The organism is Roseateles aquatilis (genome assembly GCF_002205645.1).
GTDB classification, from domain to species: Bacteria; Pseudomonadota; Gammaproteobacteria; order Burkholderiales; family Burkholderiaceae_C; genus Roseateles; species Roseateles aquatilis.
The window spans coordinates 193158-220084 of the sequence record NZ_NIOF01000007.1 but is presented as its reverse complement, the minus strand read 5'-3'; the positions used below and the strand labels follow the sequence as shown (position 1 = coordinate 220084).

The following is a 26927-nucleotide window of genomic DNA, read 5'->3' as shown; positions in this document are numbered from 1 at the left end:
TCGCTGGAATGCTCGAAAACCCCAACTGATTTTCGCGAAGCGGTGGTAGGAAAACCACATATTTCGGGGTGGAGTTGATGAGATCGCGTGGAGATCGGCGTCGTGTCCCATTGTTAATCAAGGGTGAACCCTGACAAATCTCCACATTTTGTTGCCACCTGCCAACGCGCCAGAACGACCTGGTCACGAAATCTTTCTTTACGAATGGCCAGATAACACGCATGTGTTAGCCGATTTGTATTGGAAATCAACAACTTAATGAGGATGACATTTCACACCCGTGACGAATGGATCACGGATTTGGCGGAAGTGACCTAGAGAGTTCCCGCAGGGGCTTGGAAGACCGGTGCCGAAGAATCGTTAGCTCGGAACAGCGAGGCGGCTCGATCCCCACCGGGACGGGGCATAAGCGCGCTGCCTCCCGTGGTTCAAACGTTCCACAGCTCATTTGGGAAACGATATGCATCAACGAAATACTCTCTCCGCGGCGGCGCTGATCGTGCTCGGCAGCCTCGCGGGCCTGGCGCATGCGCAACAGGCTGAAAACCCCCAGCAACTGGAACGCGTGGAGGTCGTGGGCTCCGCGATCAAGCGCACCAATGCCGAAGGCGTGTCGCCGATCGAAGTGCTCTCGCGCAAGGCGATCGAGCGCACCGGCGCCACCTCGGTGAACGAACTGCTGCGCTCGATCCCCTCGATCGACGTGTTCGACCAGGGTGAACTGGCCTCCAACTCGCCGTCCGGCTCCGGCACCGCCAACATCGGCATGCGCGGCCTGAGCAGCAGCCAGGTGCTGGTCCTGCTGAACGGTCGCCGCCTGCCGGTGAACGCGCTGTACGACTCGTCCGGCGCGGGCGCCGCGTTCGACATCAACTCGCTGCCGATCGGCGCGATCGAACGCATCGAAATCCTGAAGGACGGCGGCTCCGCGCTGTACGGCGCCGACGCCGTGGCCGGTGTCATCAACTTCGTGACGAAGACCGATTACCAGGGCATCGAAGTCAACGGCAGCTGGGGCCGCTCCAGCCGCGGCGACGGCACCGAAAAGCGCGCGGGCCTGTCCGCCGGCTTCGGCGACCTGAGCACCGACCGCTTCAACGTGCTGGTGGGCCTGGACATCCTCAAGCGCGACCCGATCCTGCGCAAGGACCGCGACCTGTCGAGCTCGGTGGACTTCCGCCGCTTCGGCAGCTCCGACGCCCGCAGCTCGTTCTCGCCGACCGGCAACGTGATCAACCCTAACACCGGCGCGCTCGTCGGTGTTCCGTACGCCCCCTGCCCGAGCGGCTCGCTGGGCGCGAACAACATCTGCCGCTACGACTTCAACCAGTCGCTGCTGACCGCCTACAACGGCGCCGATCGCGTCAGCGCGATGGCCGTCGCCAACTTCCAGATCAACAACGACACGCGCGCGTTCGTCGAAGGCACGTTCTCGCACTCGAAGGATCACTTCGACGCGCACCCGGTGCCGGACTACTTCATCGTCCCGATCACCAACCCGAACCAACTGCCGTACGAAATCAAGCGTGCGGACGGCTCGGGCACCGGCACGGTGTACATCGCCGGCCGCTTCATGCAGGGTGGCCCCCGCATGACCGACCGCAAGTCGGACTTCATCAACGTGGCCACCGGCCTGGAAGGCACGTGGAGAAACTACGACTGGAAGGTCGCGGTCTCCCGTGGCGAGAGCAAGGTCACCAACCAGGACCACAACTACTACAACGCCGACCTGTGGGCCGATGCCACCGGCAGCGGCGCGCTGAACCCGACCGTCAACACCAATGATCCGGCGTTCGTCGAGAGCCTGAAGGTCTCGCCCAAGCGAGTCGGCAAGTCGGTGCTGGAAACGTTCAATGCCCAGATCGCTGGCGACCTGTACCAACTGCCCGCCGGCGCCCTGAAGTTCGCCGTTGGCGTGAACCTCAACCACGAAACCCTGTCCGACGAGCCCGACCTGCTGATCCAGGAAGGCAAGGTCGTTGGCGGTATCGCCCAGGCGGCCGTGGAAGCCAAGCGCACCTACAAGGCGGTCTACACCGAACTGTCGATCCCGGTGCTGAAGTCGGTCGAGGCACAGGCCGCGATCCGCTACGACAAGTACCCCAACGCCGACGCCACCAGCCCGCGTGTCGGCCTGAAGTGGACGGTGTCCCCGCAACTGGCCTTCCGCGGTTCGTTCACGCGCAGCTTCCGCGCCCCGGTGCTGAAGCAGCTGTACGGCGCGCAGGAAGAGGGCGCGACCACCATCACCGATCCGGCGGCCTGCGTGAAGCTGGGTGTGCCGGTGACCACGGACCCGGTGACCGGCGAGCAGTCCTGCCTGTTGAACGCCTTCCAGGTGAACGGCGCCAACCCCAACCTGCAGCCTGAGAAGGGCAAGACCTTCAACCTGGGCGCGGTGTTCGAGGTGGCCAAGGACATCAACGCCAGCATCGACTGGTGGAAGATCAAGAAGACCAACGACATCAGCTCCCCGACGATCTCCTCGGCGATCGACCAGGGTCTGTTCGTCAAGAACGGTCCGCGCTTCGACATCTTCACCAACCTGCAGAACATCGCCGAGCGCGAGACCTCGGGCGTGGACGTGGATGCGCGCTGGCGTCTGTCCGGCACGATGCTGGGCAACGTGACGATCCGCAACCTGCTGACCTACTACTTCACCAACAAGACGCGCCAGAACGAAGGCGACGGCTGGGCCGAGTACTCCGGCACCTACGCCACGCCGCGTTTCCGCAACAACTTCAGCGTGCTGGCCGAGAACGGTCCCTGGAGCTACGGCTTCCAGTGGCGCACGGTGGGCGGCTTCTGGGACACGGACAAGCCGTTCCCGATCGCTGCGAACACCCGCAAGGTGGGCAACCACGAGGAAGGCGACGCGCAAGTCGTGTACAGCGGCGTGAAGAACCTGGAGCTGAGCTTCACGGTGAAGAACGTGTTCGACCGCATGCCTCCGCTGAGCCTGACCAATGCGTTGAGCAATACCTACACGCAGATGGGCTTCGCCGAGCTGTACACCAATCGCGGCCGATACTTCCAACTGGGCGCGAAGTACACCTTCCGTTGATTCGGAAGCGCTGTACGCAGCATTCGGAGGGCGCCGGCGACGGCGCCCTTTTTCATTCCACACGGTTCAGAACATGATTCGACGCACTCCCGACACCCGGCGCCGCGCTCTCGTGACCGCGGCTGCCCTTTCTCCCCTCGCCGGTTTCCCCGTCGTCGGCATGGCCGCCGACGCGCCCGCCTCCTCGCTCAAGGTCGAGGATTTCTTCCGCAACCCCGTGCTCTCCGGAGCCCGGCTCTCGCCCGACGGCAAGTACGTCGCGGGCACGCGCGTGACCAATGGGCGCAGCAACATCGTCGTGGTCGATGTCGCGACCCGCAAGGCCAAGATCATCACCAACTTCTCCGACGGCGATGCCGGCGGGCTGGGCTGGGTCAACAACAAGCGGCTGATCTTCACCGTGACCGATCGCCAACGCGGTGGCGGTGACCAGGTCGGCGCCGCCGGTCTGTTCGCCATCAATGCCGACGCCACCAACTTCGTGACCTTGGCGGAGCGAGCCTTCATGTCCGAAGGGACCAAGCTCCTGCCGCCGGGCGCCGCGCTGCATTCGCTCGTGCTCGAGAATGGCGAATACACCGACGATGTCCGCGCCATCGCGTATTCCTATCAGGCCAAGGGCAAGTCGTCGTCCAGCCTGTACCGCGTCAACACGCTCACCGGACGCTTCTCGCTGCTGACGCTGGGCGCGCCCGGCGACGCGCAGAAGTGGCTGGTCGACGGCAAGGGCGCGGTGCGCTGCTGCGTGACCTACCGCGACGAGACCTTCGACATCCACTACCGCGACGCCGCCGACGGACCGTGGACCAAGGTCTACACCTATCGCGACGACGACTCGCTCAACTCGGTCCAGCCCGAGGCGATCGCGAGTGATGGACGTCTGTACGTCACCGCCTATGCCGGGAACGACACGGCCGGCCTCTACATGTTCGATCCCAAGACCGGCAAGGTCGACCCGGCGCCGGTGTTCGCGGCCAAGGGGTATGACATCGACGCCAACCTGCGGTTCAACAAGACCCGCGAGGCGCTGCTGGGCATCGAGTACGAGGCCATCAAGCCCGGCACCTACTGGCTCGACGAGCAGTACGCGGCGTTGCAGACGGTCGTCGACAAGGCGCTGCCCGACACGGTCAACTTCCTGCAGGTGGCCGGCACGGGCGACGAGCGCATCGCGCTGATCGCGTCGACCTCCGACCGGGATCCGGGTCGCTACTACCTCTACCAGGTCAAGGATGACAAGTTCCAGGGCCTGGGCGCGACGCGGCCCTGGATCAAGGTGGCGGAGATGCGCCCGACCACCTTCTTCCGTTATGCCGCGCGCGACGGCATGCAGATCCCGGCGCAACTGACGTTGCCGGCCGGCGACGGCAAGCCGCCGCTCGTGGTGCTGCACTACGGCGGACCGTGGGTGCGGCCGATCCACATGCAGTGGGACCCGGTCGTGCAGTTCCTGGCCTCGCGGGGCTATGCCGTGTTCATGCCGGCGCCGCGCGCGTCGACGGGCTTCGGCGACAAGCTCTTCCGCGCCGGCTGGCGCCAATGGGGCCTGGCCATGCAGGACGACGTCACCGACGGCGTCAAGCAGCTCATCGAGCAAGGCAAGGTCGATCCCAAGCGCATCTGCATCGCGGGTGCCAGCTACGGCGGCTACCTGACGATGATGGGCCTGGTGAAGGAGCCGGAGCTGTTCCGCTGCGGCGTGAACTGGGTCGGCGTGACCGATCCGAATTTCATGTTCAGCGTCACCTGGACCGACTTCAACCGCTACGGCGGTCCCGACACCGGCCGCCGCCGCCTGATCGGCGATCCGGAGAAGGATGCCGAGCAGTTCCGTCGCACCTCGCCGCTGCAGCGCGCCGCCGAGATCAAGCAGCCGGTGCTGATGGCCTACGGCGCGCAGGACGTGCGCGTGCCCATGATCAACGGCGTGAAGATGCGCGACGCGCTGCGGTCGCACAACAAGAACGTCGAGTGGGTGGTCTACGACGACGAGGGCCACGGCTGGCGCAAGGAGGCCAACAACGTCGACTTCTGGTCGCGCGTGGAGCGTTTCCTGGCGGCGAACATGACCTGACCCTCTCGCCCTTCGCCGGTCACGACGCCCCCGATCGGGGGCGTTTTTCATGCCCCGCCCCAATGAAAAAACCGCTTGCCGGCGAACCGGTCAAGCGGCGATCGATGCGGAGGCTTCGCGCCGGAGCGCGAGACCTTCGTGCCCGGCGATCAGAAGTTGTAGCTGCCCGTCAGGTAGACCGTGCGGCCCAGAGGGCTGGCGTAACGCGGGTCGTAGCCGACCTGGTGGCCCGACGAGTCACGCAGCGTGAACGGCGGGGCTTGGTTGGTCAGGTTGGCGATGCCCAGGCGCAGTTCCAGCGCCTTGCTGTAGCGGTAGCTGCCTTGGTAGTCGAACGTGATGTAGTTCGGCACCGTCAGTTGCACCCGGGTGTTGGCGCCGGTCGTCAGGTCGCGCACCGTCTGCGAGATGTCGGTGTAGCCCGAACGGTACTTCACCGTCAGCGCGTTGGTCACCGGGCCGGTCTCCAGCGCGAACCGGGCCTGCGCCGTGTTGCGGAAGATGACCTGCGCGTCCACGCCGTACTTGCCCAGGCTGTCGGTGAAGTCGGTGGCGGTACCCGGACGGGTGTAGGACGCCTTGATCATGTAGGTGCCGTTGACCGTGGTGGTCAGGCGGCCCAGGCCCTCGATGGCGGTGCGGCCTTCCAGCGACCAGTCCACGCCCTTGTAGATCGACTGGCCGATGTTGGTCGACAGCGCCATGAACGCGTAGTAGGCGTTCGTCTCGGCGGGCAGCTTGTAGGTCGTGAACAGGTTCTTGTACAGCTGCGGATCGCCGAAGGCCTGGTTGGCGGACACCGCGCTGACGGCGTCGCGCAGCTTGACCTGCCAGTAGTCCAGGCTCGCGCCGAAGTTCTTGGTCGGGTCGAAGCGCACGCCGAAGGTCAGCTGCTTGGACTTCTCGGGCTTCAGCGCCTCGTTGCCGCCGGACAGCTGCGTGTATTGCGACTTGCCGGGCTTGCAGGGCGCCGCGCCGCTGCCGTCGCCGGGGAACGGGCAGTCGTAGCTGGATGCCGTCACGCCGTTGGTCACCAGCGGCTGGGCGATGTCCAGCATGTCGGGCGCCTTGAAGCCGGTGCCGTAGGAGCCGCGCACCAGCAGCGACTGCGTCGCCTTGTAGCGCGCCGACAGCTTGTAGGTGGCCGCCGTTTCGGTCTTGCCGAAGTCGCGCTTGTTGATCGCGTCCTTGATCTTGCTGATGCTGTCGTAACGCACCGCGGCGGTGGCTTCGAGGTCCTTGATCACGGGGATCAGGAACTCGGCGAACGCGCCGACGTTGTCGCGCTGCATGTCATAGGCGGGGTTGGGGGCGAAGTTGTAGATCACGCCGCCCACCGCGTCGGCCGACGGCGTCTGCTTGTAGTGGTAGTTGCGGAAGTCCGCGCCGACACCCAGGCTGACCATGCCGGCGGGCAGCTTGAACAGCTCGCCGGAGGCGCGCACGTCGGCGCCCTTGAGCGTCGTCGAGGCCTCGCGGATCGTGCCGTGATAGATCGAATCCTTGATCAGCTGCTGCGTCGCGGCGCTTTGGTTGCCCGACGGCACGAACGGGTCGAGCGCGCCGGTGGACAGGATGTTGTTGAACTCCTTGGCCTTGAAGTAGCCGCCGATGTAGCGCTCGTCCAGCGAGTTCTGCGACCAGGTCAGGGCGCCGTCCAGCGACCACTCGCCGATGTCCGCCTTGGCGCCGACCACGGCGTGCTTGGCATCGGTGATGGTCTGCGAGTCGCGGGTGCCGAAGTCGGTGGCGCGGTAGTTGGCGGTGACCGTGTCGACGTGGGCGATCTGGGCCGGCGTCAGGTACGGCGCGACGTACTTGGCGAACAGCGGCGACGACGTGCCGATGGCGATGGGCACCGGGTTCGGCGCGATGCGGGCGGTCAGGTCCAGGCGCGTGAAGGCCAGGTCGGTGTACACGCGAACGTTCTGGCCGGCCTTGGCTTCACCGGTCAGGTACAGCGCGTCGCGGGTCGACTCGGGATAGATGTCGATGGTGCTGACGAAGTCGAACGCGCATTGGGCCGTGCCGGCCTTGGCATTCGAGTTCGCCGGGATGGTGTTGGACAGGCTGTAGACGTTGTTCGTCGCGCATTGACCGTTGGTCATGCGGTACGGGTTGAACGAGTACGCCGGCAGCGTGGTGGTCTCGCCAGTCAGGCGCTTGAACACGACGGCCGCGTTGGCCGGGTCGGCCGAGGTGCTGGTGCGGTCGTAGGCGTAGGGGCGGCCGCCGAAGGTGAACGGCAGGTAGGCCGACTTGGCGAACGAGCGGTCGCCGGACTTGAGCTGCTTCTGCTCGTCGCGGCGGTAGGTGGCGACGACGTTGTAGCCGTCGCGCTCCAGATCACCCAGACCGTAGGTGGCGCTGATGTTGGCCGCCGAGCCGCCCGAGCCGACGGGGTTGCTGTAGTTGGCGGTGATGTTGCCGCCCTGCACGTTGCGCTTCAGGACGAAGTTGACGACGCCGGCGATCGCGTCCGAGCCGTACAACGCCGAGGCGCCGTCGGTCAGGACTTCGATGCGCTCGATGGCGCTCATCGGGATCGAGTTCAGGTTGATGCGGCTGCCCGAGCCGGTCGGCGCGATGCGGCGGCCGTTCAGCAGCACCAGCGTGTAGCTCTCGCCGATGCCGTGGATGGAGGCGGTGGCGATGCCGCCGGAGTTGGAGCCGATGGCGATGTCGCCGATCGTCAGGTTGCCGCCCATGGCCGGCAGGCGCTGGATCAGGTCGGCCACGTTGGTCGCGCCGGAGGCCTTGATGTCTTCCTGCGTGATCAGCTGCACCGGCAGCGAGCCTTCATTGGCCACGCGCTTGATGCTGGAACCGGTGATCTCGATGCGTTCGAGCTGCTGGGATTCCTGGGCGTGCGCGGCCCCGATGGAGACGGCCACCAGCGCGGCGGCGGCACTGATGCGACGGATTTGAGGGTAGGAGGCCATGCTGTTCCTGGAAACGATAAAAACGATGCGACGAGGCGTCTTGCGTCAAGTCACGGTGTTCGGCGGTGAAGAAACTTTAAGCATGGGCAACCAATGTGCGATTACGGGTGTCCCCTGATTGCTGCAAATGAGGAAAACAACATGTAGCTACACATCTATCAATTTGCGTCGGAAGAAACGGGTAGTTTTTACCGAAAATGAAAAAGGCGGCCTCGAAGGGCCGCCTTGATTCGCTACAGATGCCACTGGAAGTTGCTGGGGGATGACTTTCGTTAGGGTGCTGTTCGGCACTGTTGAGCCGCGTTCGTCGGTGGTCAGCGGGCCTTCCGACGCTGTCGCCAGGCGTGCAGCAGCGGCTCGGTGTAGCCGCTGGGCTGTTCCCGGCCCTTGAACACCAGGTCCAGCGCGGCCTGATAGGCCATGCTTTCGGGGTGTCCTGCCATCGGCTCGTACAGGGAATCCCCCGCGTTCTGACGGTCCACCACGGCCGCCATTCGCTCGAAGGTTGCCGTGACCTGTTGCTCCGTCACGACGTTGTGGTACAGCCAATTGGCCACGTGCTGACTGGAAATCCGCAGCGTGGCCCGGTCTTCCATCAGGCCGACCCCGTTGATGTCCGGCACCTTGGAGCAGCCGACGCCCTGGTCGATCCAGCGCACCACGTAGCCGAGGATGCCCTGGATGTTGTTGTCGAGCTCCTGCTGCTTCTCGGCGTCGGTCCAGGCGGGGGCGGCCGCGACGGGGATGGTCAGCAGGCGACGCAGCAGTTCGTCGCGGTCGACGGACGGCGCCTCGGCCTCGATCTGCCGCTGGACCTTCGCCACGCTGACCCGGTGGTAATGCAGCGCGTGCAGGGTGGCGGCCGTGGGGCTGGGCACCCAGGCGGTGTTGGCGCCGGCCTTGGGGTGCGCGATCTTCTGCTCCAGCATCGCGGCCATCAGGTCGGGCATCGCCCACATGCCCTTGCCGATCTGGGCGCGGCCGCGCAGGCCGGCGGACAGGCCGACCAGCACGTTGTTCCGCTCGTAGGCCTGGATCCAGGCGCTGGACTTCATGTCCCCCTTGCGCAGCATCGGTCCGGCCTGCATCGCGGTGTGCATCTCGTCGCCGGTGCGGTCCAGGAAGCCGGTGTTGATGAAGGCGACGCGGCTGGGCGCCGCGGCGATGCAGGCGGCCAGGTTGACGCTGGTGCGGCGCTCCTCGTCCATGATGCCGAGCTTGACCGTCGAGGCCGGCAGGCCCAGCAACTGCTCGACGCGGCCGAACAGCTCGTTGGCGAAGGCCACCTCGGCCGGACCGTGCATTTTGGGCTTCACGATGTAGATCGAGCCCTGGCGCGAGTTGCGCAGCCCCGAGCCCGACAGCTGGCGCAGGTCGTGCAGCGCGATCAGCGTGGTGACGACCGCGTCCATGATCCCTTCGGGGATCTCCTTGCCGCCTTCGAGCAGGATGGCCGGGTTGGTCATCAGATGGCCGACGTTGCGGACGAACAGCAGCGAGCGGCCCGGCAGCACGACGTCCTCGCCGCCGCCTGGGGCCTGGTAGACGCGGTCCGGATTCAGCCGGCGGACGAAGCTGCGGCCGCCTTTGCTGACTTCCTCCGTCAACGAGCCGCGCAGGATGCCCAGCCAGTTGCGGTAGGCCAGCAGCTTGTCCTCGGCGTCGACGGCGGCGATCGAGTCCTCCAGGTCGAGGATGGTCGACAGCGCCGCCTCCATCAGCAGGTCGGCGACGCCGGCCGCGTCGGTCGCGCCGATGGCGGAGGCGCGATCGATCTGGATCTCGATGTGCAGGCCGTTGTGGCGCAGCAGGATCGCCGTCGGCGCCGCGCTGTCGCCGTGGTATCCGACGAACTGAGACGGGTCGGCCAGCGTGGCCGCGCGGCCGTCCTTCAAGGTCACGACCAGCGCCGTGCCGTTGATGCGATATCCGGCGGCGTCGGCGTGCGAGGCGTCCTTCAGCGGCGCAGCGTCGTCCAGCACCTGACGGGCGAAGGCGATCACCTTCGCGCCGCGCGCCGGGTTGTAGGCGCCGGCGCGCTCGGCACCGTCGGTCTCGGGAATCACGTCGGTGCCGTAGAGGGCGTCGTACAGCGAGCCCCAGCGCGCGTTCGCCGCGTTCAGCGCATAACGCGCGTTCAGGATCGGCACGACCAGCTGCGGGCCGGCCTGGAGCGCGAGTTCCGCGTCCACATGGGCGGTCGTGGCCAGCGGGTCGGCCGGCACGGGCACGAGGTAGCCGATGCGCGTCAGGAAGGCCTGGTAGGCGGCCATGTCCTGGATCGGGCCGGGGAAGCTGCGATGCCAGGCATCGATCTCGGTCTGCAGCCGGTCGCGCTCCTGCAGCAGCGCGGCGTTTTTCGGTGCCAGGTCATGCGCCAGCGCGTCGAAGCCGGCCCAGAAGGCGGCGGGCTCGATGCCGGTGCCGGCCAGGGCTTCGGTCTCGATGAACCGGGCCAGGGCGGAATCGACCTGGAGACGAAGGTGCGGACTGCGTGCGCTCATGGCAACTCCCAAGGAATCGAGGGCGATCGGAGCAGGAATTCTCCGATCCGGATGCATCGACTGTAGGCCGGCCGGGGCTCTCGATTCATGTCGGCCGTGGTCGTAGATCCCTGACTTTTTTGCACAAATAACAACGCATAGGGCAGTCATTCATTGCCTTGGGCAGCGCAACGGTCCAACAATCGTCGGCATGGACCGCCTCAAACAGATCGAGTCCTTCGTGTCGACGGCGACCAAGGGCAGCCTCACCGCCGCGGCCTTGGCCGAGGGCGTGGCGCCCGCGGTGATGGGCCGCCGCATCGATGCGCTGGAGGCGCGGCTCGGCGTGAAGCTGCTGCTGCGCACCACGCGCCGGCTCAGCCTGACGCACGAGGGCAGCGCCTTCCTGGAGGACTGCCAGCGGCTGCTGGTGGAATTCGCCAGCGCCGAGGCCAGCGTCAGCGCCGGCGGCATCAAGGCGAGCGGGCATTTGCGCATCACCGCGCCGGCGGGTTTCGGACGGCGCCACGTGGCGCCGCTGGTGCCCGGCTTCCTGGCCCGTCATCCGGAGGTCAGCGCGTCGCTCAACCTGAGCGATCGCGTCGTCGACATCGTCAACGAGGGCTTCGATTGCGCGGTGCGCGTCGGCGACCTCAGCGATTCCAGCCTGATCAGCTCCCGGCTCGCCGACAACCGCCGGCTGTGCGTCGCCGCGCCGGCCTACCTCAAGCGCGCCGGGACGCCCAGGCATCCGTCGGAGCTGATGCGGCACGAGTGCCTGACGCTGAGCTCCGACGCGAGCCAGACGCGCGGTTGGGCCTTCCGCGTCGACGGCCAGGTGCAGCACCTGCGGCCAAGCGGCCGGCTCGATTGCAGCGACGGGCAGGTGCTGCATGACTGGTGCCGGCAGGGGCTGGGTCTGGCGTGGCGCAGCACCTGGGAGGTCGCGGCCGCGCTGCGGTCCGGTGAGCTGGTGAGCGTGCTCGACGATTTCGCGGCGCCGCCGAACGGGATCTTCGCGATGCTGCCCCAGCGAAAGCACCTGCCGCTGCGCGTGAGGCTGTGGATAGACTTCCTCAAGGAACATTACGGCAGCGCCGACTACTGGACGCGCGCCTCCACCTGGGAGACTCCATGAATCTCGAAGCATTGCTGGCCGGTCTGCACATCCTGGCGATCCTGAGCCTGGTCGTATTCCTCGGCAGCCAGGCGGCGCTGTGCCGCGGCGAATGGATGAACGCCGCCGTGGTGCGGCGCCTGTCCCGGCTGGACATGATCTACGGCATGACGGCGGTGGCGGTGCTGCTGACCGGTCTGGCCCGCACCTGGTGGGGCATGAAGGGCCTGGGGTGGTACTGGCACCAGCCGCTGCTGCACTTCAAGTTCGGGATGTTCGTCGTCATCGGGCTCATCTCGATCAAGCCCACGTTGACCTATCGCCGCTGGGTGAAGACGCTGGACGGCGGCGGTGGCCTGCCCGGCGCCGACGACGTGCGCGCGACGCGCCGTCTGGTGATGCTGCAGGCCCACCTGCTGATCCTGATCCCGATCGCGGCGGTGATGCTGGCGCGCGGGGTCATGACGCGTTGATCGGGGACCTCGGGAAGCGCGGGCAAGCGCCGTGACCGCGTGACGGAAACGACAAGGCCCTCGTGAGAGGGCCTTGTCTTTCGTCCCGACTCGCCGCGACACGCCGTGTTCCGGCATGCCTGGGCAGGTCTCGCCGATGGGCCGCGGTCACTTCGCCGACAGGCACTCCTTCATGAAGGCCTTGCGCGCGTCGCCGGTCTTGTCCTTGGCGTCGGCGTTGCAGGTTTTCATCTTGGTCTGCTGGGCGGTCATCGCCGGGGCCGAGGCGCTCTCGCCCTTCAGGCACGAGCTCATGAAGGCCTTGCGGTCGTCGCCGGTCTTGCCCTTGGCATCGGCATTGCAGCTCTTCATGCGCTGCTGCTGGGCGGTGGGCTCCTTCTTCTTGACGTCGTCCGCGGCGTGCGCGCCCAGCGAGGCCAGGGCCAACAGCGCGCCAGCGATCAGCGTCATGGGGGTCAGTTGCTTCATCACTCTCTCCTACGGGGCTACAGGGGGGTTAAGGAAGGACCTCATGGCCAGTTGAGCACACCAACGAGCCGCCCTCAATAGCGGTTGACGCCGGTCAAGTGTTTCGGTGACTCGCCCCGGTCGGCGCGAATGCGGCGCGCCATTGCTCGTGCGAGTCGGTGCATGACTCACAGAATGCGGCGTGGATGTGCCAATGCCTCATGCGCAAGGTGGAGGCGCCTGACCAGAACCTGTATGAAGGCGCGGTCGAAGCGATGCTGGCACTCGGGACTCAGTTGGCCCAACGAGTCGGGCGTAAAAGAGACAGTCGTGCAGAGTTCAGTCACCCGGATGTCGGTGCTGTGACGGCGCAGGTCGGGATTGGGGGCGAGGTAGGCCATCTCGCCGACCGAGGTGCCGGTGCCCAGCGTCGCGACCAGCGCGCCGTCGCGCCAGACGTCGACCTGCCCCTGCGTGATGATGTGGAAGGTGTTGCCCTCCTGGCCGCGCTTGAACAGCAGGTGGTCGAGCGGATAGCGGCGCCAGCGCGCGCGGCGTACGACCTCCCACAGCTCGACGTCGCCGAAGCCGGCGAAGAACTCCAGCCCGCGCAGCAGGTTGAAGCGCTCCGAGTCCTTCACCTCGTTGAGCCGCGCCAGCGGCACCAGTTGCCGCGCGACCAGGTCCGACAGCGCCTGCCCGAAGGCCTCCCAGTCGTGATAACGCTCGTGCGGGTGCTTGGCCAGCGCGCGCAGGATGACGGCGTCCAGCTCCGGCGTGACGCCGCCGCGCTGACCCAGCAGCGGCTGTGGCGCCTGGTGGTAGATCTGATGCATCAGCGCCATCTGATTGGGCGCGTCGAACGGCGGCCGGCCGCAGACCATGTGGTACAGCACCGCGCCCAGCGAGTAGATGTCCGCCTGCGCGCCGACGTCGCCGCCCTCGATCTGCTCCGGCGGCATGTAGGCCAGCGAGCCCACGCGATGCACCTGCGTCATGTCGGCGTTGAGGTTCAGCGCGCTGCCGAAGTCGCTGACCTTGACGTCGGTGACCTGCCCCTGGTTGTCGAGCACGGCCAGCAGATTGGCGGGCTTGATGTCGCGATGGACGACGCCCTGCCGGAACACATACGACAGCGCCATCGCGCACTTGAACCCGAGCTCGACGATCTGGTCCAGCGGCAGCAGCCGGTCGTTGCGGCAGAAGTGCTTCAGCGTCACGCCGTGGACATATTCCATGACCAGATACGGCAGGTCGCCGTCCTGCACGGCGTCCAGGATCTGCACGACGTTGGGGTGCTGCAGCCGGCCCGCCAGCGCGGCCTCGGCGGCGAAGAAGCGGATGCTGAGCGTGTCCTCCTCGGAGCGGCCGCCGGGCGACCAGCTGCGCATGCGCTTGATTGCGACCTCCTGGCCGCGGAAGTCGTCCATGGCCAGGAACACGTCGCTGGTGGCGCCCTCGCCGAGGCGGCGCAGCACGCGGTACTTGCCGATCTGCTCGGGCAGGTCGGCCAGACCGCCGAGCGTCGAATCGTCGGGGAAGCCTGACGGCAGGTGGGTGTCGCTGGGGGCGCTCATCGGTGGGGCATCCTGCCCCACGGGGGGGAGGTCGGCAAGAGGGCTCACCGTCTCTTACAGGGAGGCCCCCTAAAATGCCACACCATGATTCAAGCCAAGCAGGATTTGCTCGCCGCCCTCGGAACCGTGCTCCAGGGCCTGAGCCAGGAAGCCATCGACGCCGGCACCATCGCCGCAGCGCCGCCGGCCGCGTTCGAGTCGCCCAAGCAGGCCGCGCATGGCGACTTCGCCTGCACCGCCGCCATGCAGCTGTCGAAGGCGCTCAAGAAGAATCCGCGCGAGCTGGCGCAGACGCTGATCGCGCAGCTGCAGACGCAGCCCGCCTTCGAGCGCTGGGTCGACGCGCTGGAGATCGCCGGCCCCGGCTTCATCAACGTCCGCCTCAAGCCCGCCGCCAAGCAGGCCGTGATCGGCGAGGTCCTGACCGCGGCCACGGCCTTTGGCGACCAGCCGGCGCGCGAGACCTCGGCGCTGGTGGAGTTCGTGTCGGCCAACCCGACCGGCCCGCTGCATGTCGGCCATGCGCGCCAGGCGGCGCTGGGCGATTCGCTGTGCCAGCTGTTCGCGACGCAGGGCTGGAAGGTCCGCCGCGAGTTCTATTACAACGATGCCGGCGTGCAGATCGGCACGCTGGCCCACAGCACGCAACTGCGCATCAAGGGCTTCAAGCCGGGCGACCCGATCTGGCCGACCGAGGCCGACAACCCCGAAAGCAAGAAGTTCTACAACGGCGACTACATCCAGGACATCGCCGACGCCTTCATGCGCAAGGAGACGGTGAAGGCCGACGACCGCGAATTCACCGCCTCCGGCGACCCCGACGACCTCGATTCGATCCGCCAGTTCGCCGTGGCCTTCCTGCGCCACGAGCAGGACCTGGACCTGCAAGCCTTCGGCCTGCGCTTCGACAACTACTTCCTGGAGTCCTCGCTGTACAGCGGCGGTCAGGTCGAGGACGCGGTGTCGCGCATGGTCGCCAACGGCAAGACCTACGAGGAAGGCGGCGCGTTGTGGTTGCGCTCGACCGAATACGGTGACGACAAGGACCGCGTGATGCGCAAGTCCGACGGCACGTACACCTACTTCGTCCCGGACGTCGCGTACCACGTCAACAAGTTCAAGCGCGGCTTCTCGAAGTGCATCAACATCCAGGGCACCGACCACCACGGCACGATCGCCCGGGTGCGCGGCGGCCTGCAGGCCACTGGTGTCGGCATTCCGCAGGGCTTCCCGGACTACGTGCTGCACAAGATGGTCACGGTCATGAAGGGCGGCGAGGAGGTCAAGATCTCCAAGCGCGCCGGCAGCTACGTCACGCTGCGCGACCTGATCGACTGGACCAGCCGCGACGCGGTGCGCTTCTTCCTGATCAGCCGCAAGGCCGACACGGAATTCATCTTCGACGTCGACCTCGCGCTCAAGGCCAACGACGAGAACCCCGTGTTCTACGTGCAGTACGCGCATGCGCGGATCTGCTCGGTGCTGCGCAAGGGCGTCGAGCGGGGGCATGACGAGGCCTCGCTCGCGCAGGCCGACCTGTCGCTGCTGACCGCGCCGACCGAGTCCGCCCTGATGCTCAAGCTGGCCGACTATCCCCGCATGCTGACCAGCGCGGCGCAAGACCTGGCCCCGCACGACGTCGCCTTCTACCTGCGCGACCTGGCCGGCGCGTACCACAGCTACTATGGCGCCGAACGCGTCCTGGGCGACGACCCGGCGCTGACGCGTGCCCGCCTGACCCTGCTGGCGGCCACGCGCCAGGTGCTGCGCAACGCGCTGGCGGTGCTGGGCGTGCAGGCGCCCGACGTGATGGAACGAGACAACCAGGAGCAGCAATGAGCAAGGAGAAGCAGCGCGGCGGATTCGCCATGGGCCTGATCGTGGGCCTGCTGCTGGGGCTGGGCGTCGCGCTGGGCGTGGCGCTGTACGTCACCAAGGCGCCGGTGCCCTTCATCAACAAGCTGCCGCAGCGCACTGCCGAGCAGGACGCGCAGGAAGCCGAGCGCAATCGCAACTGGGACCCGAACGCGCCGCTGGCCGGCCGCGCCGGCGCCAAGGCGGCCTCGGGCGTCGTGACGCCGGCCGCGCCGCCGGCGACGACGCCGGCGCCCGCTCAGGCGCCCGCGGTCACCGCCGGCAATACGCCCGCGCCGGCCGTCGAAGGCCGCGCGACCGAACGCACTCCGGCGGTCGCCACGGCACCGGCCACGACCTCGTCCAAGCCCGAGCAACGCGCCGCGGAGGCGCGTACCGCCGACGGCTCGCGGGCGGATGGTTCGCGCGGCAGCTTCTTCGTCCAGGCCGGCGCCTACACGCGCATGGAGGACGCCGAGCAGCAGCGCGCCAAGCTGGCGATCCAGGGTTTCTCGGCCAAGGTGATGGAGCGCGAGCAATCCGGCCGCACCGTGTTCCGCGTGCGCCTGGGCCCGTTCGATACCCGCGACGAAGCCGAAGCCCAGCAGAAGAAGCTGGAAGGCGCGGGCGTCGAGGCCAACCTCGTGGCGATCCAGCGCTGAGCGGCCGTCCCCCGGGGCGGGATCGTTAATCCCGCCCTAAGTTTGTGTTTCTAGGATGGCCGGCCGGTGTGGGTCGCCGGTCCCCGGACATCGGATACCGGATCGGGAACTTTCAAGGAATCGAAGATGAAGCGTCGCGAATTCACCGCCCTCACCACCGCCCTGTCGACCGCCGGAGCCGGCGGTCTGGCCTTGACCGGCCTGCCCGCGCAAGCGCAGGGCGGTCCGATCGAGGGGCGCCAGTACCAGCGCCTGGCCACCCCGGTGCCCAGCTCGGTGGCCGGCAAGATCGAAGTGGTCGAGTTCTTCTGGTACGGCTGCCCGCACTGCTACGTGTTCGAGCCGACCATCGAGGCCTGGGCCAAGCAACTGCCGGCCGATGTCGTCTACCGCAAGGTGCACGTCGCCTTCCGCGAGAACGTGAAGATCCATCAGCGCCTGTTCTTCACCCTCGAGGTGATGGGCAAGGAAGAGCAGACCCGCCCGGCGATCTTCAACGCGATCCATCGCGGTGGGCAGTCGCTGACGGATCCCAAGGCGATGGCCGCGTTCCTGGCGCCGCTGGGCGTCGACTCGGCCAAGTTCCTGGACACCTACAACTCGTTCACCGTGCAGACCAAGTGCCTGCAGGCGACGAAGCTGCAGGACAGCTACAACATCGACGGCGTGCCGACCGTCGCGATCGGCGGCCGTTTCCTGACCTCGCCGGCGATGGCCGGTTTCGGCCTGCGCGTCAGCGAGGAAGAACTGGGCCAGCGCTGCATCGCCGTGGCCAACTACCTGCTGCCGCTGGCACGCAAGAAATGACCCCGCGGGCGGCCGACGCCGCCCACCAGCCACGCGTCGCCCGACGCCAAGGAAAGCGCCTCAGGGCGCTTTCTGCTTTTCCGGACGGATCCCATGCCGCTGCCGCGCCGATCCTGAGCAATCGCTGAGCAATCGCTGAGCAGTTGCTGAGCGACTGCTGAGTCCGCCGATTCTTTTTGAGAACGGGGCTTGCGCGATCGTGTCGGTTGCGCATAAAGTGATATCACCATTTTGGAGGAGCAGGTGATGACCACGACCGCAGTCCCGAAGAAAACCGCCGCGCACCCGCCGCTGGAGCGCAGCGCCGGCGCGGCCAACGGCTACGCCGCGCTGTTGATCGCGCTGGCCCTGCTGGCCTTCGCGGGCTGGCGTTTCGCCAGCTTCGGCCCGCTGGCGCTCGGCGCCGCCCAGGTGGCGCTGATCGTCGTCGGTGTCGTCCTGCTGACCGGGCTCTACATCCAGCAGCCCAACGAGGCGCGCGTGCTGATGCTGTTCGGCCGCTACGTCGGCACCGACCGCGTGTCCGGCCTGCGCTGGACCATTCCGCTGTTCATGATCAAGCGCCGCCTGTCGCTGCGGGCCCGCAACCTGGACGCGCCGACGCTCAAGGTCAACGACAAGCGCGGCAACCCGGTCGAGATCAGCGCCGCCGTCGTCTGGCGCGTCGAGGACACGGCCCGCGCCGTTTTCGAGGTCGACGATTACGAGCAGTACGTCCGCATCCAGGCCGAGGCCGCGATCCGGCACCTGGCGTCGCAGTTCGCCTACGACGAGGGCGAGGACCTGGACAGCGGCGAGACCACGCTGCGCGCCGGTGCCGACGAGGTCATGGCCGCCCTGATCGCGGAGTTGCAGGCGCGTTTCCTGCCCACCGGCGTGACCGTCGAGACGGCGATGCTGACGCATCTGGCCTATGCCCCCGAGATCGCCCAGGTGATGCTGCGTCGCCAGCAGGCCGAGGCCATCATCAGCGCCCGCAAGAAGATCGTGCACGGCGCGGTCTCCATGGTCGAGGAGGCGCTCAAGGGCCTGAGCGAGCGCGAGATCGTCGTGCTCGACGACGAGCGCAAGGCGGCCATGGTGTCCAACCTGCTGGTGGTGCTGTGCTCCGACAAGGACACGCAGCCGATCATCAATGCCGGCACGCTCTACAACTGACCGCGCCGGGCGCTCCGGCCGCGGCCTCCCGTCCCGTCCCGCCTGAGCGCCCGAGCCGCGCAGCAAGCACCATGGCAAGTCCCGGCAAGAAGCAGTTCCCGCTCCGTCTCGATCCCGCGCTGTGGGAGGAGATCGAGCGGCTCGCCGCGATCGAGCTGCGCTCGTCCAACGCCCAGATCGAGCTGCTGCTGCGCGAGGCGCTGAAACGCCGCGGCATCAAGCCCGCCCCGGCGGCCGCCGTCCGACGCGGGCGTCCGCCCGCCGGCGAGGGAGCGGACGAGGCGGGGGCCGACTCGCACGACGCCGGCGCCGATGCGGATGGCTCCAGCCTCTCCGAATAACCTGTTTCACGTCCCCGGAATTTCAGCGCGAGGCGGCGTTCGCACGGTCGTGCTAAATTGCGCGCCATGGAAGCCAAGACTGCCCGCAGCGAGCTGACGCAGAGCGCGATCGTCGATGTCGCGCTGGAGATGGCGCGTCTGGACGGTCTCGACAGCCTGTCCATCGGCGAAGTCGCCAAGCGGCTCAACCTGTCCAAGAGCGGCGTGTTTTCCCGCATCGGCTCGCGCGAGGCGTTGCAGGGCGCGGTGCTCGATGCCTTCGAGAAGGCATTCCAGCAGGAAGTGATTCTTCCCGCGCTGCGCGAGCCGCGCGGCCTGCCGCGGCTCGACGCGATGGTGCGCCGCTGGCTGGCCCGCGTCGAAGGGCCCCATGGCAATTGCCTCTATGTCGCCGGCGCCTTCGAGTACGATGACCGCGACGGCGAGCTGCGCGACCGGCTGCTGGAGGGTGTGCGCCGCTGGCGCTCGACGCTGCGCCGCACCCTCGTGCAGGCGCAGGAGGCGGGGCACCTGCGGCCCGACGCCGACCTCGACCAACTGATCTTCGAGCTGGACGGCCTGTTCACCGCGCTTGTGCGCGAGGTCCGTTTCCTGCGCAGCCCCGGCGCCGTCGACCGGGCCTGGACCAGCTACCAGCGCCTGATGGCGCATGTCCTGACCCCCACCCCCTGAGCGTGACCGCCATGATCTCGATCGCGCCCAGGTTTCTCCGAATTTCGCACGATCGTGCGGAATATTGCTCTCGCCCGTGTTGAAGGGTGCGCCCGCGCGCCGAGAAGGAGTCCGTCATGACGATCCTGTTGATCCTGAGCCTGGTGTGCGGTGGCGCGTTGTGGCGCGCATGGCTGGCCTGGCGGCGGCTGCTGCGCATGCTGCCGAAGCACAACCGCGATCTGGTGCTGTTCTGACGCGGGGTGTTTGTCGCGGCGCCTGCCGCGTTCCCGAGCACGGCGCGATTCGGCGCGTCAAGCCTCAGGCGAGTGGCCTCGTCACCGGATATGCCCGAAGTGGCGATGTCATGGGGCCTCACTACACTCGGTGACTTCCAGCACTGAGGTAAGTCCATGGCGTGGTTGATGCGCTGGCGGCCGGTGACCGTCGGCCCCGAGAAGGCGATTGCTCCCGATGAACGCCTGTCCTGGCCGCAGACTGCGGCGCTCGGCCTGCAACACGTGATCGCCATGTTCGGCGCCACCGTGCTGGCGCCGCTGCTGATGGGCTTCGATCCCAACGTCGCGGTGCTGATGAGCGGCGTGGGCACGCTGCTGTTCTTCTTCCTCGTCGGCGGCCGGGTGCCGAGCTACCTCGGCTCCAGCTTCGCGTTCATCGGCGTCGTCATCGCCGCGACCGGTTACGCCGGCAGCGGACCCAACCCCAACCTGGCGGTCGCGCTCGGCGGCATCGTCGCCTGCGGCGTGCTGTACACCATCATCGGCCTGATCGTCGCGGCCACGGGCAGCGGCTGGGTGGAACGCCTGATGCCGCCGGTGGTGACCGGTGCCGTCGTGGCGGTCATCGGCCTGAACCTGGCCGCGGTCCCGATCAAGAACATGGCGCCCACGGCCTTCGACACGTGGATGCAGGGCGCGACCTTCCTGAGCGTCGCGCTGGTCGCCGTGTATGCGCGCGGCATGCTGCAGCGCCTGCTGATCCTGGCCGGCCTGATCCAGGCGAGCCTGATCTACGCGCTGCTGGCCAACGGCCTGGGCCTGGGCACGCCGATCGACCTGTCCGGCATCGCGGCGGCGCCGTGGTTCGGTCTGCCGCGTTTCGCCACGCCCGTCTTCCAGGCGCAGGCCATGCTGATGATCGCGCCGGTGGCGCTGATCCTGGTGGCGGAGAACCTCGGCCATCTGAAGGCCGTCGGCGCGATGACCGGCCGCGACATGTCCCCGGACCTGGGCCGCGCCTTCGTCGGCGACGGCCTGGCCACGATCGTCAGCGGCGCTTCCGGCGGCACCGGCGTGACGACGTATGCCGAGAACATCGGCGTGATGGCCGCCACCCGGATCTACTCGACCGCGGTCTTCGTGGTCGCGGCGCTGATGGCGCTGGTGCTGGGGTTCTCCCCCAAGTTCGGCGCGCTGATCCAGGCGATTCCGTTGGCGGTGATGGGTGGGGTCAGCATCGTGGTGTTCGGCCTGATCGCCGTCGCCGGCGCTCGCATCTGGGTCGACAACCGGGTCGATTTCCGTGACCCGCGCAACCTGATGGTGGCGGCGATCACGCTGGTGCTGGGCACCGGCGATTACACGCTGAAGATGGGTGGGTTTACCCTGGGCGGCATCGGGACGGCCACCTTCGGCGCCATCCTGCTGCACGCCCTGCTGAGCCGGGCGCGGCCCGCCTAGGCGCATCGGACTCGCGTCGGCGCGAAGTCTGCACGCTTCACGTCGTCCCTTCGTCCGACCCTCCAGTAACAAGACGTACAACACGACATCAGTTCCGATGAGCATGGTTGGGTTATCGCAAGCAGCACGCAACGACGAGCCAGCGCCGACAGGCGCGGCCGGCGTCCGTGCGCGTGCGTGCCGTCATGCCGCGGCGGTGCTGCTGTCGACGGCGGGCACGCTCGGGGCTCTTGGCGCATTGGCCGGATGCAGTCCCGAGGGCGGCTCCGGCGCCGCCGATGTCGTCGTGCAGGACCGCGCGCTGCGAGGCGAGCTGGAGCAGCAGGAGCGCGTCGGCACCGCGCATCCGCGCGACCATGCGCGGGAGCTGCTGACCCTGGAGGCGCGCGCCGCCGAGGGCAGCGCCGAGCGGCTGGAGGCGCTGAGCCTGCGTGCCGCGCTGCTCGCCCAGTTGCGCGACCGGCCCGGGCACGAGGCGGCCGTCGAGGAGCTCAAGCAGTGGCCGGACGCGTCGCCGGTGCGCGCGCAGGTGCCACTGGCGCTGATGCTGGCGCGGGCGCAATGGCTCAAGGTCAACGGCGAGCTGGGTGCCGGCGTGCGCCTGCTGGCCGGGCTGAAGGAGGTCGACGCCGCCAGGGCCGACCCGCGCCTGCTGTGGCGCGCCACCTCCCTGCTGGCCTACATGCAGGGCGACTATGGCGAGGTCGACGCGTCGGTCGAGAGCGGCCTGAAGGCGCTGGAGATCGCGCGTGCGATGAACTCGCCCTGGCGCATCTCCAACACCGACGCGACGCTGTCCTTCAACTACTTCCGCAGCCAGCAGTTCGACCATGCCAAGCGCACCGTGGAGGAGGGCCTGGCGGCGGCGCGGCAGGACCCGGATCCGGTGCTGATGTACTCCATCCACACGGTGCGGGGCATCGTGTACTCGCAGGACACCGACGACAAGGCCAGCCAGCAGGCGCGCGAGCAGGCGCTGCGGTACGCCCGCGAGGCGCAGGCGCCGGGCCTGCAGGCGCTGGCGCTGGGCAACCTGGCCGACTACGAGCTGCGCAGCGGCAACTACCCGCGCGCGCTGGAGCTGGCCGAGCAGAGCCTGACCATGGCGCGCGAGGCGCAAGAGATCTCCAGCGAGATCCTGGCGCGCCACAACATGGGTATCGCCAAGATCGGCATGCGGCGGCTGGAGGAAGGCAAGCGCGACGTCATGCAGGCCATCACGGTGGACGCGCAGCGCGAGGCCGGCAGCTACACCGCCGATGCCTGGCTGGAACTGGGCACCTACCTGGAGAAGGTCGAGGATCTGCCGGGCGCGGTCGACGCCTATCAGCGCTCGCGCAAGCTGTTCGACGTCGTGCTGCGCGACGAGACCCGCAAGGCGGTGCTGGAGGCGCAAGCGCGCTACGAGGACCAGCAGCGCCAGCGCGAGATCCGGTTGCTCAACCAGGACAACAGCCTCAAGACCGAGCAGATCCGCACCCGCGACCTGCAACTGAAGCTGTGGGCCGAACTGGGCGGCTGCGTGCTGCTCTCCGGCGCGCTGCTGGGCGTCGCGTACCGGCGCATCCGGCGGACCAACGCGGCGCTGGCGCAGACCAACGAGTCGCTGCGCGTGCAGAGCGAGCGCGATCCGCTCACCGGCCTGGCCAACCGCCGCCACTTCCAGCAGGCCATCGCGCAAATGACGCGCGAGCAGGGCGGCCTGCGCGGCAGCCTCTTCCTGATTGACATCGACCACTTCAAGCGCATCAACGACCAGTGGGGCCACGCGGCCGGGGACTCGGTGCTGGTGGAGGTGGCGCGGCGGCTGCGCAGCGTGCTGCGCGAGCAGGACCTGGTGGTGCGCTGGGGCGGCGAGGAATTCCTGATCCTGGTGAAGTCCGAGGACCCCGAGGACGCGCGCCAGCTCGGCCAGCGGCTGCTGGACCAGCTCGGCGGCATGCCGGTCGACCACGGCCCGCTGCGCATCCCGATCAGCGCGTCCATCGGCTTCGCGAGCTTCCCGATGGCGCCGCAGGACCTGCTGCTGGAATGGGAGCGGGCGATCGATCTGGTGGACACCGTGATGTACATGGCCAAGGCACATGGCCGCAACAAGGCCTACGGCGTGGCCGCGATGGTGGCGCGCGACCGCGATCAACTGCTCGCGCTGGCGGGCCGCATCGAGGCGGCCTGGCATCAAGGCCAGGTGCAGCTCGTCAGCCTGCTCGGGCCGGTGCAGGAGGGGCGCGCATGACGGGGCGTCGACTCGGCTCCCGGTTGGCCCGCGCCGCGCTGATGCTGGCCGGCGGCGTGGGCCTGAGCCTCAACACCGACGGCGCCTTCGCGAAACCGGCCGCCCCGGCGGCCACGTCGGCGGTCGTCGCGGCGGCGGCCCGGGCCGCGTCCTCGGCGCAGGGCGCGCCGGCGGCGCTCACGCCCGCGGACCGCGCGCTCGACGCGCAACTGGGGCAGTTCGACCGGCTCGGCTTCAACGAGCCGGTCCAGGCCATCCAGGGGCTGCGGGCCTTGCTGGCCGAGCCGGACCATGCGTCGCGGCGCATGCACATCGAGTACACGCTGGGTCGTGTCGAGGCCGACTCCGGTGACATGGACGAGGCGCGCCGCATCGCCGCGCAACTCGAGACACGTCCTGGCGGACGCGCGCTGGCGCGGCTGCTGCTGGCCGAGGTGCAGGACCGGCGCGGGCAGCCGGTCAAGGCCGGCGAGCTGGCGCAGCTGGCGCTGGACGACCTGTCGCCCGCCTGCCCGACCGGGACGTCCGCCTCGCTGCCGCCGGGCTGCGCGTGGCGTCCGACGTACCACGCGCTGCGGCTGATCGCGCGGGCGCAGTCGGCGCTCGCCCAGCACGCTTTCGCGGAGAACACGCTGCGGCGCTCGCTGGCCTTGGCGCAGGCGGCGCAGGATCACTATGTCAGCGTGCAGGTGATGGGCCAACTGGCGCTGGCCAGCCAGACGCGCGACGAGCCGGCGATCGCCCAGCAGTGGCTGGCCCAGGCCTCGCAACTGGCGCAGGGCGACGTGCTGGCGATGGAGCGCACGCGGGTCTACGAATCGATGATCGCGTCGCGTCGCGGCGATCACAAGGCGCAGCAGCTGGCGCTCGAAGACGCGCTGCGGCTGGCGCAGCAAGCCGGCGCGCGCCGCGAGATGGCGCTGCTGCAGAACAACCTGGCCGACTCGTACATGCATTCGGACCAGCCGGCGCAGGCGGTGAAGATGGCACGCCTGGCGCTGCCGGTGGCGCTGGCCTTCGATGACCACAGCATGGAGCGCACGCTGCGCCACAACCTGTCGGTGGCGCTGGTGCTGCAGCGGCAGTTCGAGCCGGCGCGGCGCGAGATCGCGCGCGTCGTCGAGCTGGCCGAGGGCGACAACGACCAGGTCCGTCGCAGCCTGCAACTGCGCGAGCTGGGCGAGGCCTATGCGAAGGTCGGCCAATGGCGCGAGTCGCTGCGGCTGTATCACATGGAGCGCGCGTTGAGCGCCGAGACGGCGCAGCGCAACCGCGAGTCGTCGCTGCAGCAGCTGCGTTTGAAGTACGACAGCGAGGCCAAGCAGCGCGACCTGGAGCTGCTGCGCCGCGACCAGGCGCTGAAGGACCAGGAGCTCGGCAACCGTCGGCTGGCGCAATACGTCGGCATCGGGCTGGCGGCGCTGCTGGGCCTGTCGCTGATCCTGATGGGCGTGATGCTGGCGCGCGTGCGCGACGCCAACCGCAAGCTCAAGGCCAACCAGAGCCTGCTGCGCGCGCAGAGCGAGCGCGATCCGCTGACGGACCTGGCCAACCGTCGCCACTTCCTGGCGGTGATGGACCGTCACGCCAAGGACATGTTCACCGGCGCGCTGCTGATGATCGACATCGATCACTTCAAGCACGTCAACGACCGCCACGGCCACGCCGCCGGGGACGCGGTCATCGTCGAGGTGTCGCGTCGCATCACGCAGGCGGTGCGGCAAGAGGATCTGGTGGTGCGCTGGGGCGGCGAGGAATTCCTCGTCTTCGCGCGCAATGTCGCGCCGGACCAGCTGCAGCTGTTGGCCGAGCGCATCCTGTTCACCCTCGGCGAGCAGCCGGTGCAGACGCCGGCGGGGGCGTTGCAGGTGACCTGCTCGATCGGCTTCGCGCACTTCCCGCTGCCGCCGGCGCAGCTCGCGCTGCATTGGGAGCAGGCGGTCAACTGGGCCGACATGGCGCTCTACACCGCGAAATCGCAAGGCCGCAACCGCGCTCGCGGCATCGTCACCGTGGCGGCCGGCGACGCGCAGACGCTGATCCAGATCGAGGCCGACTTCGACGCGGCCTGCAGCTCGGAGCGCGTGCAGCTGCAGACGATCCTCGGACCGGTGCAGCCGGAGACGGCCTAGCCCGGTCGGCCGGGGGTGGGCAAGCCCCTGCTTGGCGGACTCCCGACCCCGCTTCGATACTGGGGCACCACAACGAGGAGACGCCCCATGAGCCTGAACCGCCGCGCGTTGCTCGCGCTGCCGGCCGTCGTCTGCTGGCCCGGCCTGACGCGGGCCCAGTCCGCATGGCCGAGCCGGCCGGTCCGCATCGTCGTGCCCTTCCCGCCCGCGGGCACGACCGACATCCTGGCCCGCGCGCTGGCGCCGGAATTGCAGAAGGCGCTGGGGCAGCCGGTGGTCATCGAGAACAAGCCGGGCGCCGGCGGCAATACCGGCTCGGCCGACGTGGCGCACGCGACCGACGGCCACACGCTGCTGATGGGCACCGTGGGCACGCACGCGATCAACCAGTCGCTCTACCCGAAGCTGCCCTATGACCCGGTCAAGGACTTCGCGCCGATCACGCTGGTGGCGGCGGTGCCCAACGTGCTGGTGATGAATCCGGCGCGGGCACAGTTCTACGGCATCCAGAGCGTGGCCGACCTGGCCCGCGTGGCGCGGGCCAATCCCGGCAAGCTGAACATGTGCTCCAGCGGCAACGGCACGTCCATCCACCTGGCCGGCGAGCTGTTCAAGAGCCTGACCGGCAGCTACATGCTGCACTTCCCGTACCGCGGATCCGGACCCGCGCTGATCGACCTGATGGCCGGCAACATGGACCTGATGTTCGACAACCTCCCGTCCGCCCTGCCGCACATCCGTTCGGGCCGGTTGAAGGCGATCGCCGTCACCAGCGCCAAGCGCAGCGAGGCGCTGCCCGAGCTGCCGACCATCGCCGAGAGCGGCGTGCCGGAGCTGCGTAGCTACGAAGCGTCGTCCTGGTTCGGCCTGCTGGCGCCGGCCTCGCAGCCGGCCGACCAGGTCGCGCGCGTGCAGCGTGAAGTGGCCAAGGCCCTGGCCACGCCGGCTCTGAAGGAACGCATGGCCAGCCAGGGCGCGGTGCCCAGCGGCCACGGCAGCGCCGAATTCGCCGCGCTCATCGCCAGCGAGACCGTGAAGTGGGCGAAGGTGGTGAAGGTGTCGGGCGCGAAGGTCGACTAGCGTCCGGCCCCACGACACACCCGGCCCCAAGGCCTCGGATGCAGCGCGCCACGCCACGCATCCCATGCCATGTCGCGCCGCACTGCGCGGTCATTCGAAGTGCTCGATCCGAGTCATCGACAGCCGTGG

Annotated in this window: 18 protein-coding genes; 14 read left to right on the top strand and 4 right to left on the bottom strand. The window is 68.1% G+C overall.

What is annotated here, in order from left to right; all coding sequences use genetic code 11:
* Positions 1–460: 460 nt before the first annotated feature.
* A complete protein-coding gene (locus tag CDN99_RS16845; protein ID WP_088386040.1) occupies positions 461–3064 on the top strand; it encodes a TonB-dependent receptor plug domain-containing protein in 2604 nt (867 codons plus the stop codon).
* A gap of 73 nt (positions 3065–3137) precedes the next feature.
* Positions 3138–5138 (top strand): S9 family peptidase, encoded by a 2001-nt coding sequence (locus CDN99_RS16840; RefSeq protein ID WP_088386039.1) that lies wholly within the window; start codon positions 3138–3140, stop codon positions 5136–5138.
* Positions 5139–5287: 149 nt separating this feature from the next.
* On the opposite strand, the gene CDN99_RS16835 is transcribed toward CDN99_RS16840, so the two are convergent.
* Both CDN99_RS16835 and CDN99_RS16830 read right to left on the bottom strand, forming a co-directional pair.
* Entirely contained in the window at positions 5288–8080 is a 2793-nt protein-coding gene (locus tag CDN99_RS16835) for a TonB-dependent receptor (protein WP_088386038.1), read from the bottom strand.
* Positions 8081–8394: 314 nt separating this feature from the next.
* Positions 8395–10584, bottom strand: coding sequence for a malate synthase G (locus tag CDN99_RS16830; RefSeq protein WP_088386037.1), 2190 nt, complete (start codon positions 10582–10584; stop codon positions 8395–8397).
* Between the two features lie 190 nt (positions 10585–10774).
* Here CDN99_RS16830 and CDN99_RS16825 point away from each other — a divergent pair, with 190 nt between their 5' ends.
* Positions 10775–11701 (top strand): LysR family transcriptional regulator, encoded by a 927-nt coding sequence (locus tag CDN99_RS16825; protein ID WP_088386036.1) that lies wholly within the window; start codon positions 10775–10777, stop codon positions 11699–11701.
* The gene (locus CDN99_RS16820) at positions 11698–12153 is read left to right on the top strand and encodes a DUF2214 family protein (RefSeq protein WP_088386035.1); all 456 of its coding nucleotides are present in this window, start codon (positions 11698–11700) and stop codon (positions 12151–12153) included. Before CDN99_RS16825 ends, CDN99_RS16820 begins: the two co-directional genes overlap by 4 nt.
* A gap of 147 nt (positions 12154–12300) precedes the next feature.
* Here the strand turns inward: CDN99_RS16820 and CDN99_RS16815 are convergent, their stop codons facing one another.
* Together CDN99_RS16815 and CDN99_RS16810 are read right to left on the bottom strand one after the other, a co-directional pair.
* Complete coding sequence (locus CDN99_RS16815) at positions 12301–12621, bottom strand: PsiF family protein (protein WP_088386034.1); 321 nt, start codon at positions 12619–12621, stop codon at positions 12301–12303.
* Positions 12622–12788: 167 nt separating this feature from the next.
* The gene (locus CDN99_RS16810) at positions 12789–14177 is read right to left on the bottom strand and encodes a serine/threonine-protein kinase (RefSeq protein WP_088386033.1); all 1389 of its coding nucleotides are present in this window, start codon (positions 14175–14177) and stop codon (positions 12789–12791) included.
* Between the two features lie 84 nt (positions 14178–14261).
* Between CDN99_RS16810 and argS the strand changes: the two genes are divergently transcribed.
* The 10 genes from argS to CDN99_RS16760 all read left to right on the top strand — a co-directional run bounded on the left by argS (position 14262) and on the right by CDN99_RS16760 (position 26798).
* Positions 14262–16016, top strand: coding sequence for an arginine--tRNA ligase (gene argS, locus CDN99_RS16805; RefSeq protein WP_088386032.1), 1755 nt, complete (start codon positions 14262–14264; stop codon positions 16014–16016).
* Positions 16013–16693 carry an SPOR domain-containing protein gene (locus CDN99_RS16800; protein ID WP_088386031.1) on the top strand — a complete coding sequence of 227 codons (681 nt, stop codon included), beginning with the start codon at positions 16013–16015 and terminating at the stop codon, positions 16691–16693. Before argS ends, CDN99_RS16800 begins: the two co-directional genes overlap by 4 nt.
* Positions 16694–16819: 126 nt before the next feature.
* Positions 16820–17500 (top strand): thiol:disulfide interchange protein DsbA/DsbL, encoded by a 681-nt coding sequence (locus CDN99_RS16795; protein ID WP_088386030.1) that lies wholly within the window; start codon positions 16820–16822, stop codon positions 17498–17500.
* A 246-nt stretch (positions 17501–17746) separates the two neighbouring features.
* Positions 17747–18658: an SPFH domain-containing protein gene (locus CDN99_RS16790; RefSeq protein ID WP_088386029.1), complete on the top strand. Its 912-nt coding sequence runs from the start codon at positions 17747–17749 to the stop codon at positions 18656–18658.
* A 71-nt stretch (positions 18659–18729) separates the two neighbouring features.
* Complete coding sequence (locus tag CDN99_RS16785) at positions 18730–18999, top strand: type II toxin-antitoxin system antitoxin (RefSeq protein WP_088386028.1); 270 nt, start codon at positions 18730–18732, stop codon at positions 18997–18999.
* Between the two features lie 66 nt (positions 19000–19065).
* Positions 19066–19671 (top strand): TetR/AcrR family transcriptional regulator, encoded by a 606-nt coding sequence (locus tag CDN99_RS16780; RefSeq protein WP_088386027.1) that lies wholly within the window; start codon positions 19066–19068, stop codon positions 19669–19671.
* 392 nt (positions 19672–20063) lie between these two features.
* Positions 20064–21350 (top strand): solute carrier family 23 protein, encoded by a 1287-nt coding sequence (locus CDN99_RS16775; protein WP_088386026.1) that lies wholly within the window; start codon positions 20064–20066, stop codon positions 21348–21350.
* 103 nt (positions 21351–21453) lie between these two features.
* The gene (locus tag CDN99_RS16770) at positions 21454–23586 is read left to right on the top strand and encodes a GGDEF domain-containing protein (protein ID WP_141100834.1); all 2133 of its coding nucleotides are present in this window, start codon (positions 21454–21456) and stop codon (positions 23584–23586) included.
* On the top strand, positions 23583–25718 hold the full coding sequence (locus tag CDN99_RS16765) for a GGDEF domain-containing protein (RefSeq protein WP_141100833.1): 2136 nt from the start codon (positions 23583–23585) through the stop codon (positions 25716–25718). The genes CDN99_RS16770 and CDN99_RS16765 overlap by 4 nt, the downstream gene beginning before the upstream one ends.
* A gap of 87 nt (positions 25719–25805) precedes the next feature.
* A complete protein-coding gene (locus CDN99_RS16760; RefSeq protein ID WP_088386023.1) occupies positions 25806–26798 on the top strand; it encodes a Bug family tripartite tricarboxylate transporter substrate binding protein in 993 nt (330 codons plus the stop codon).
* Positions 26799–26927 lie beyond the last annotated feature (129 nt).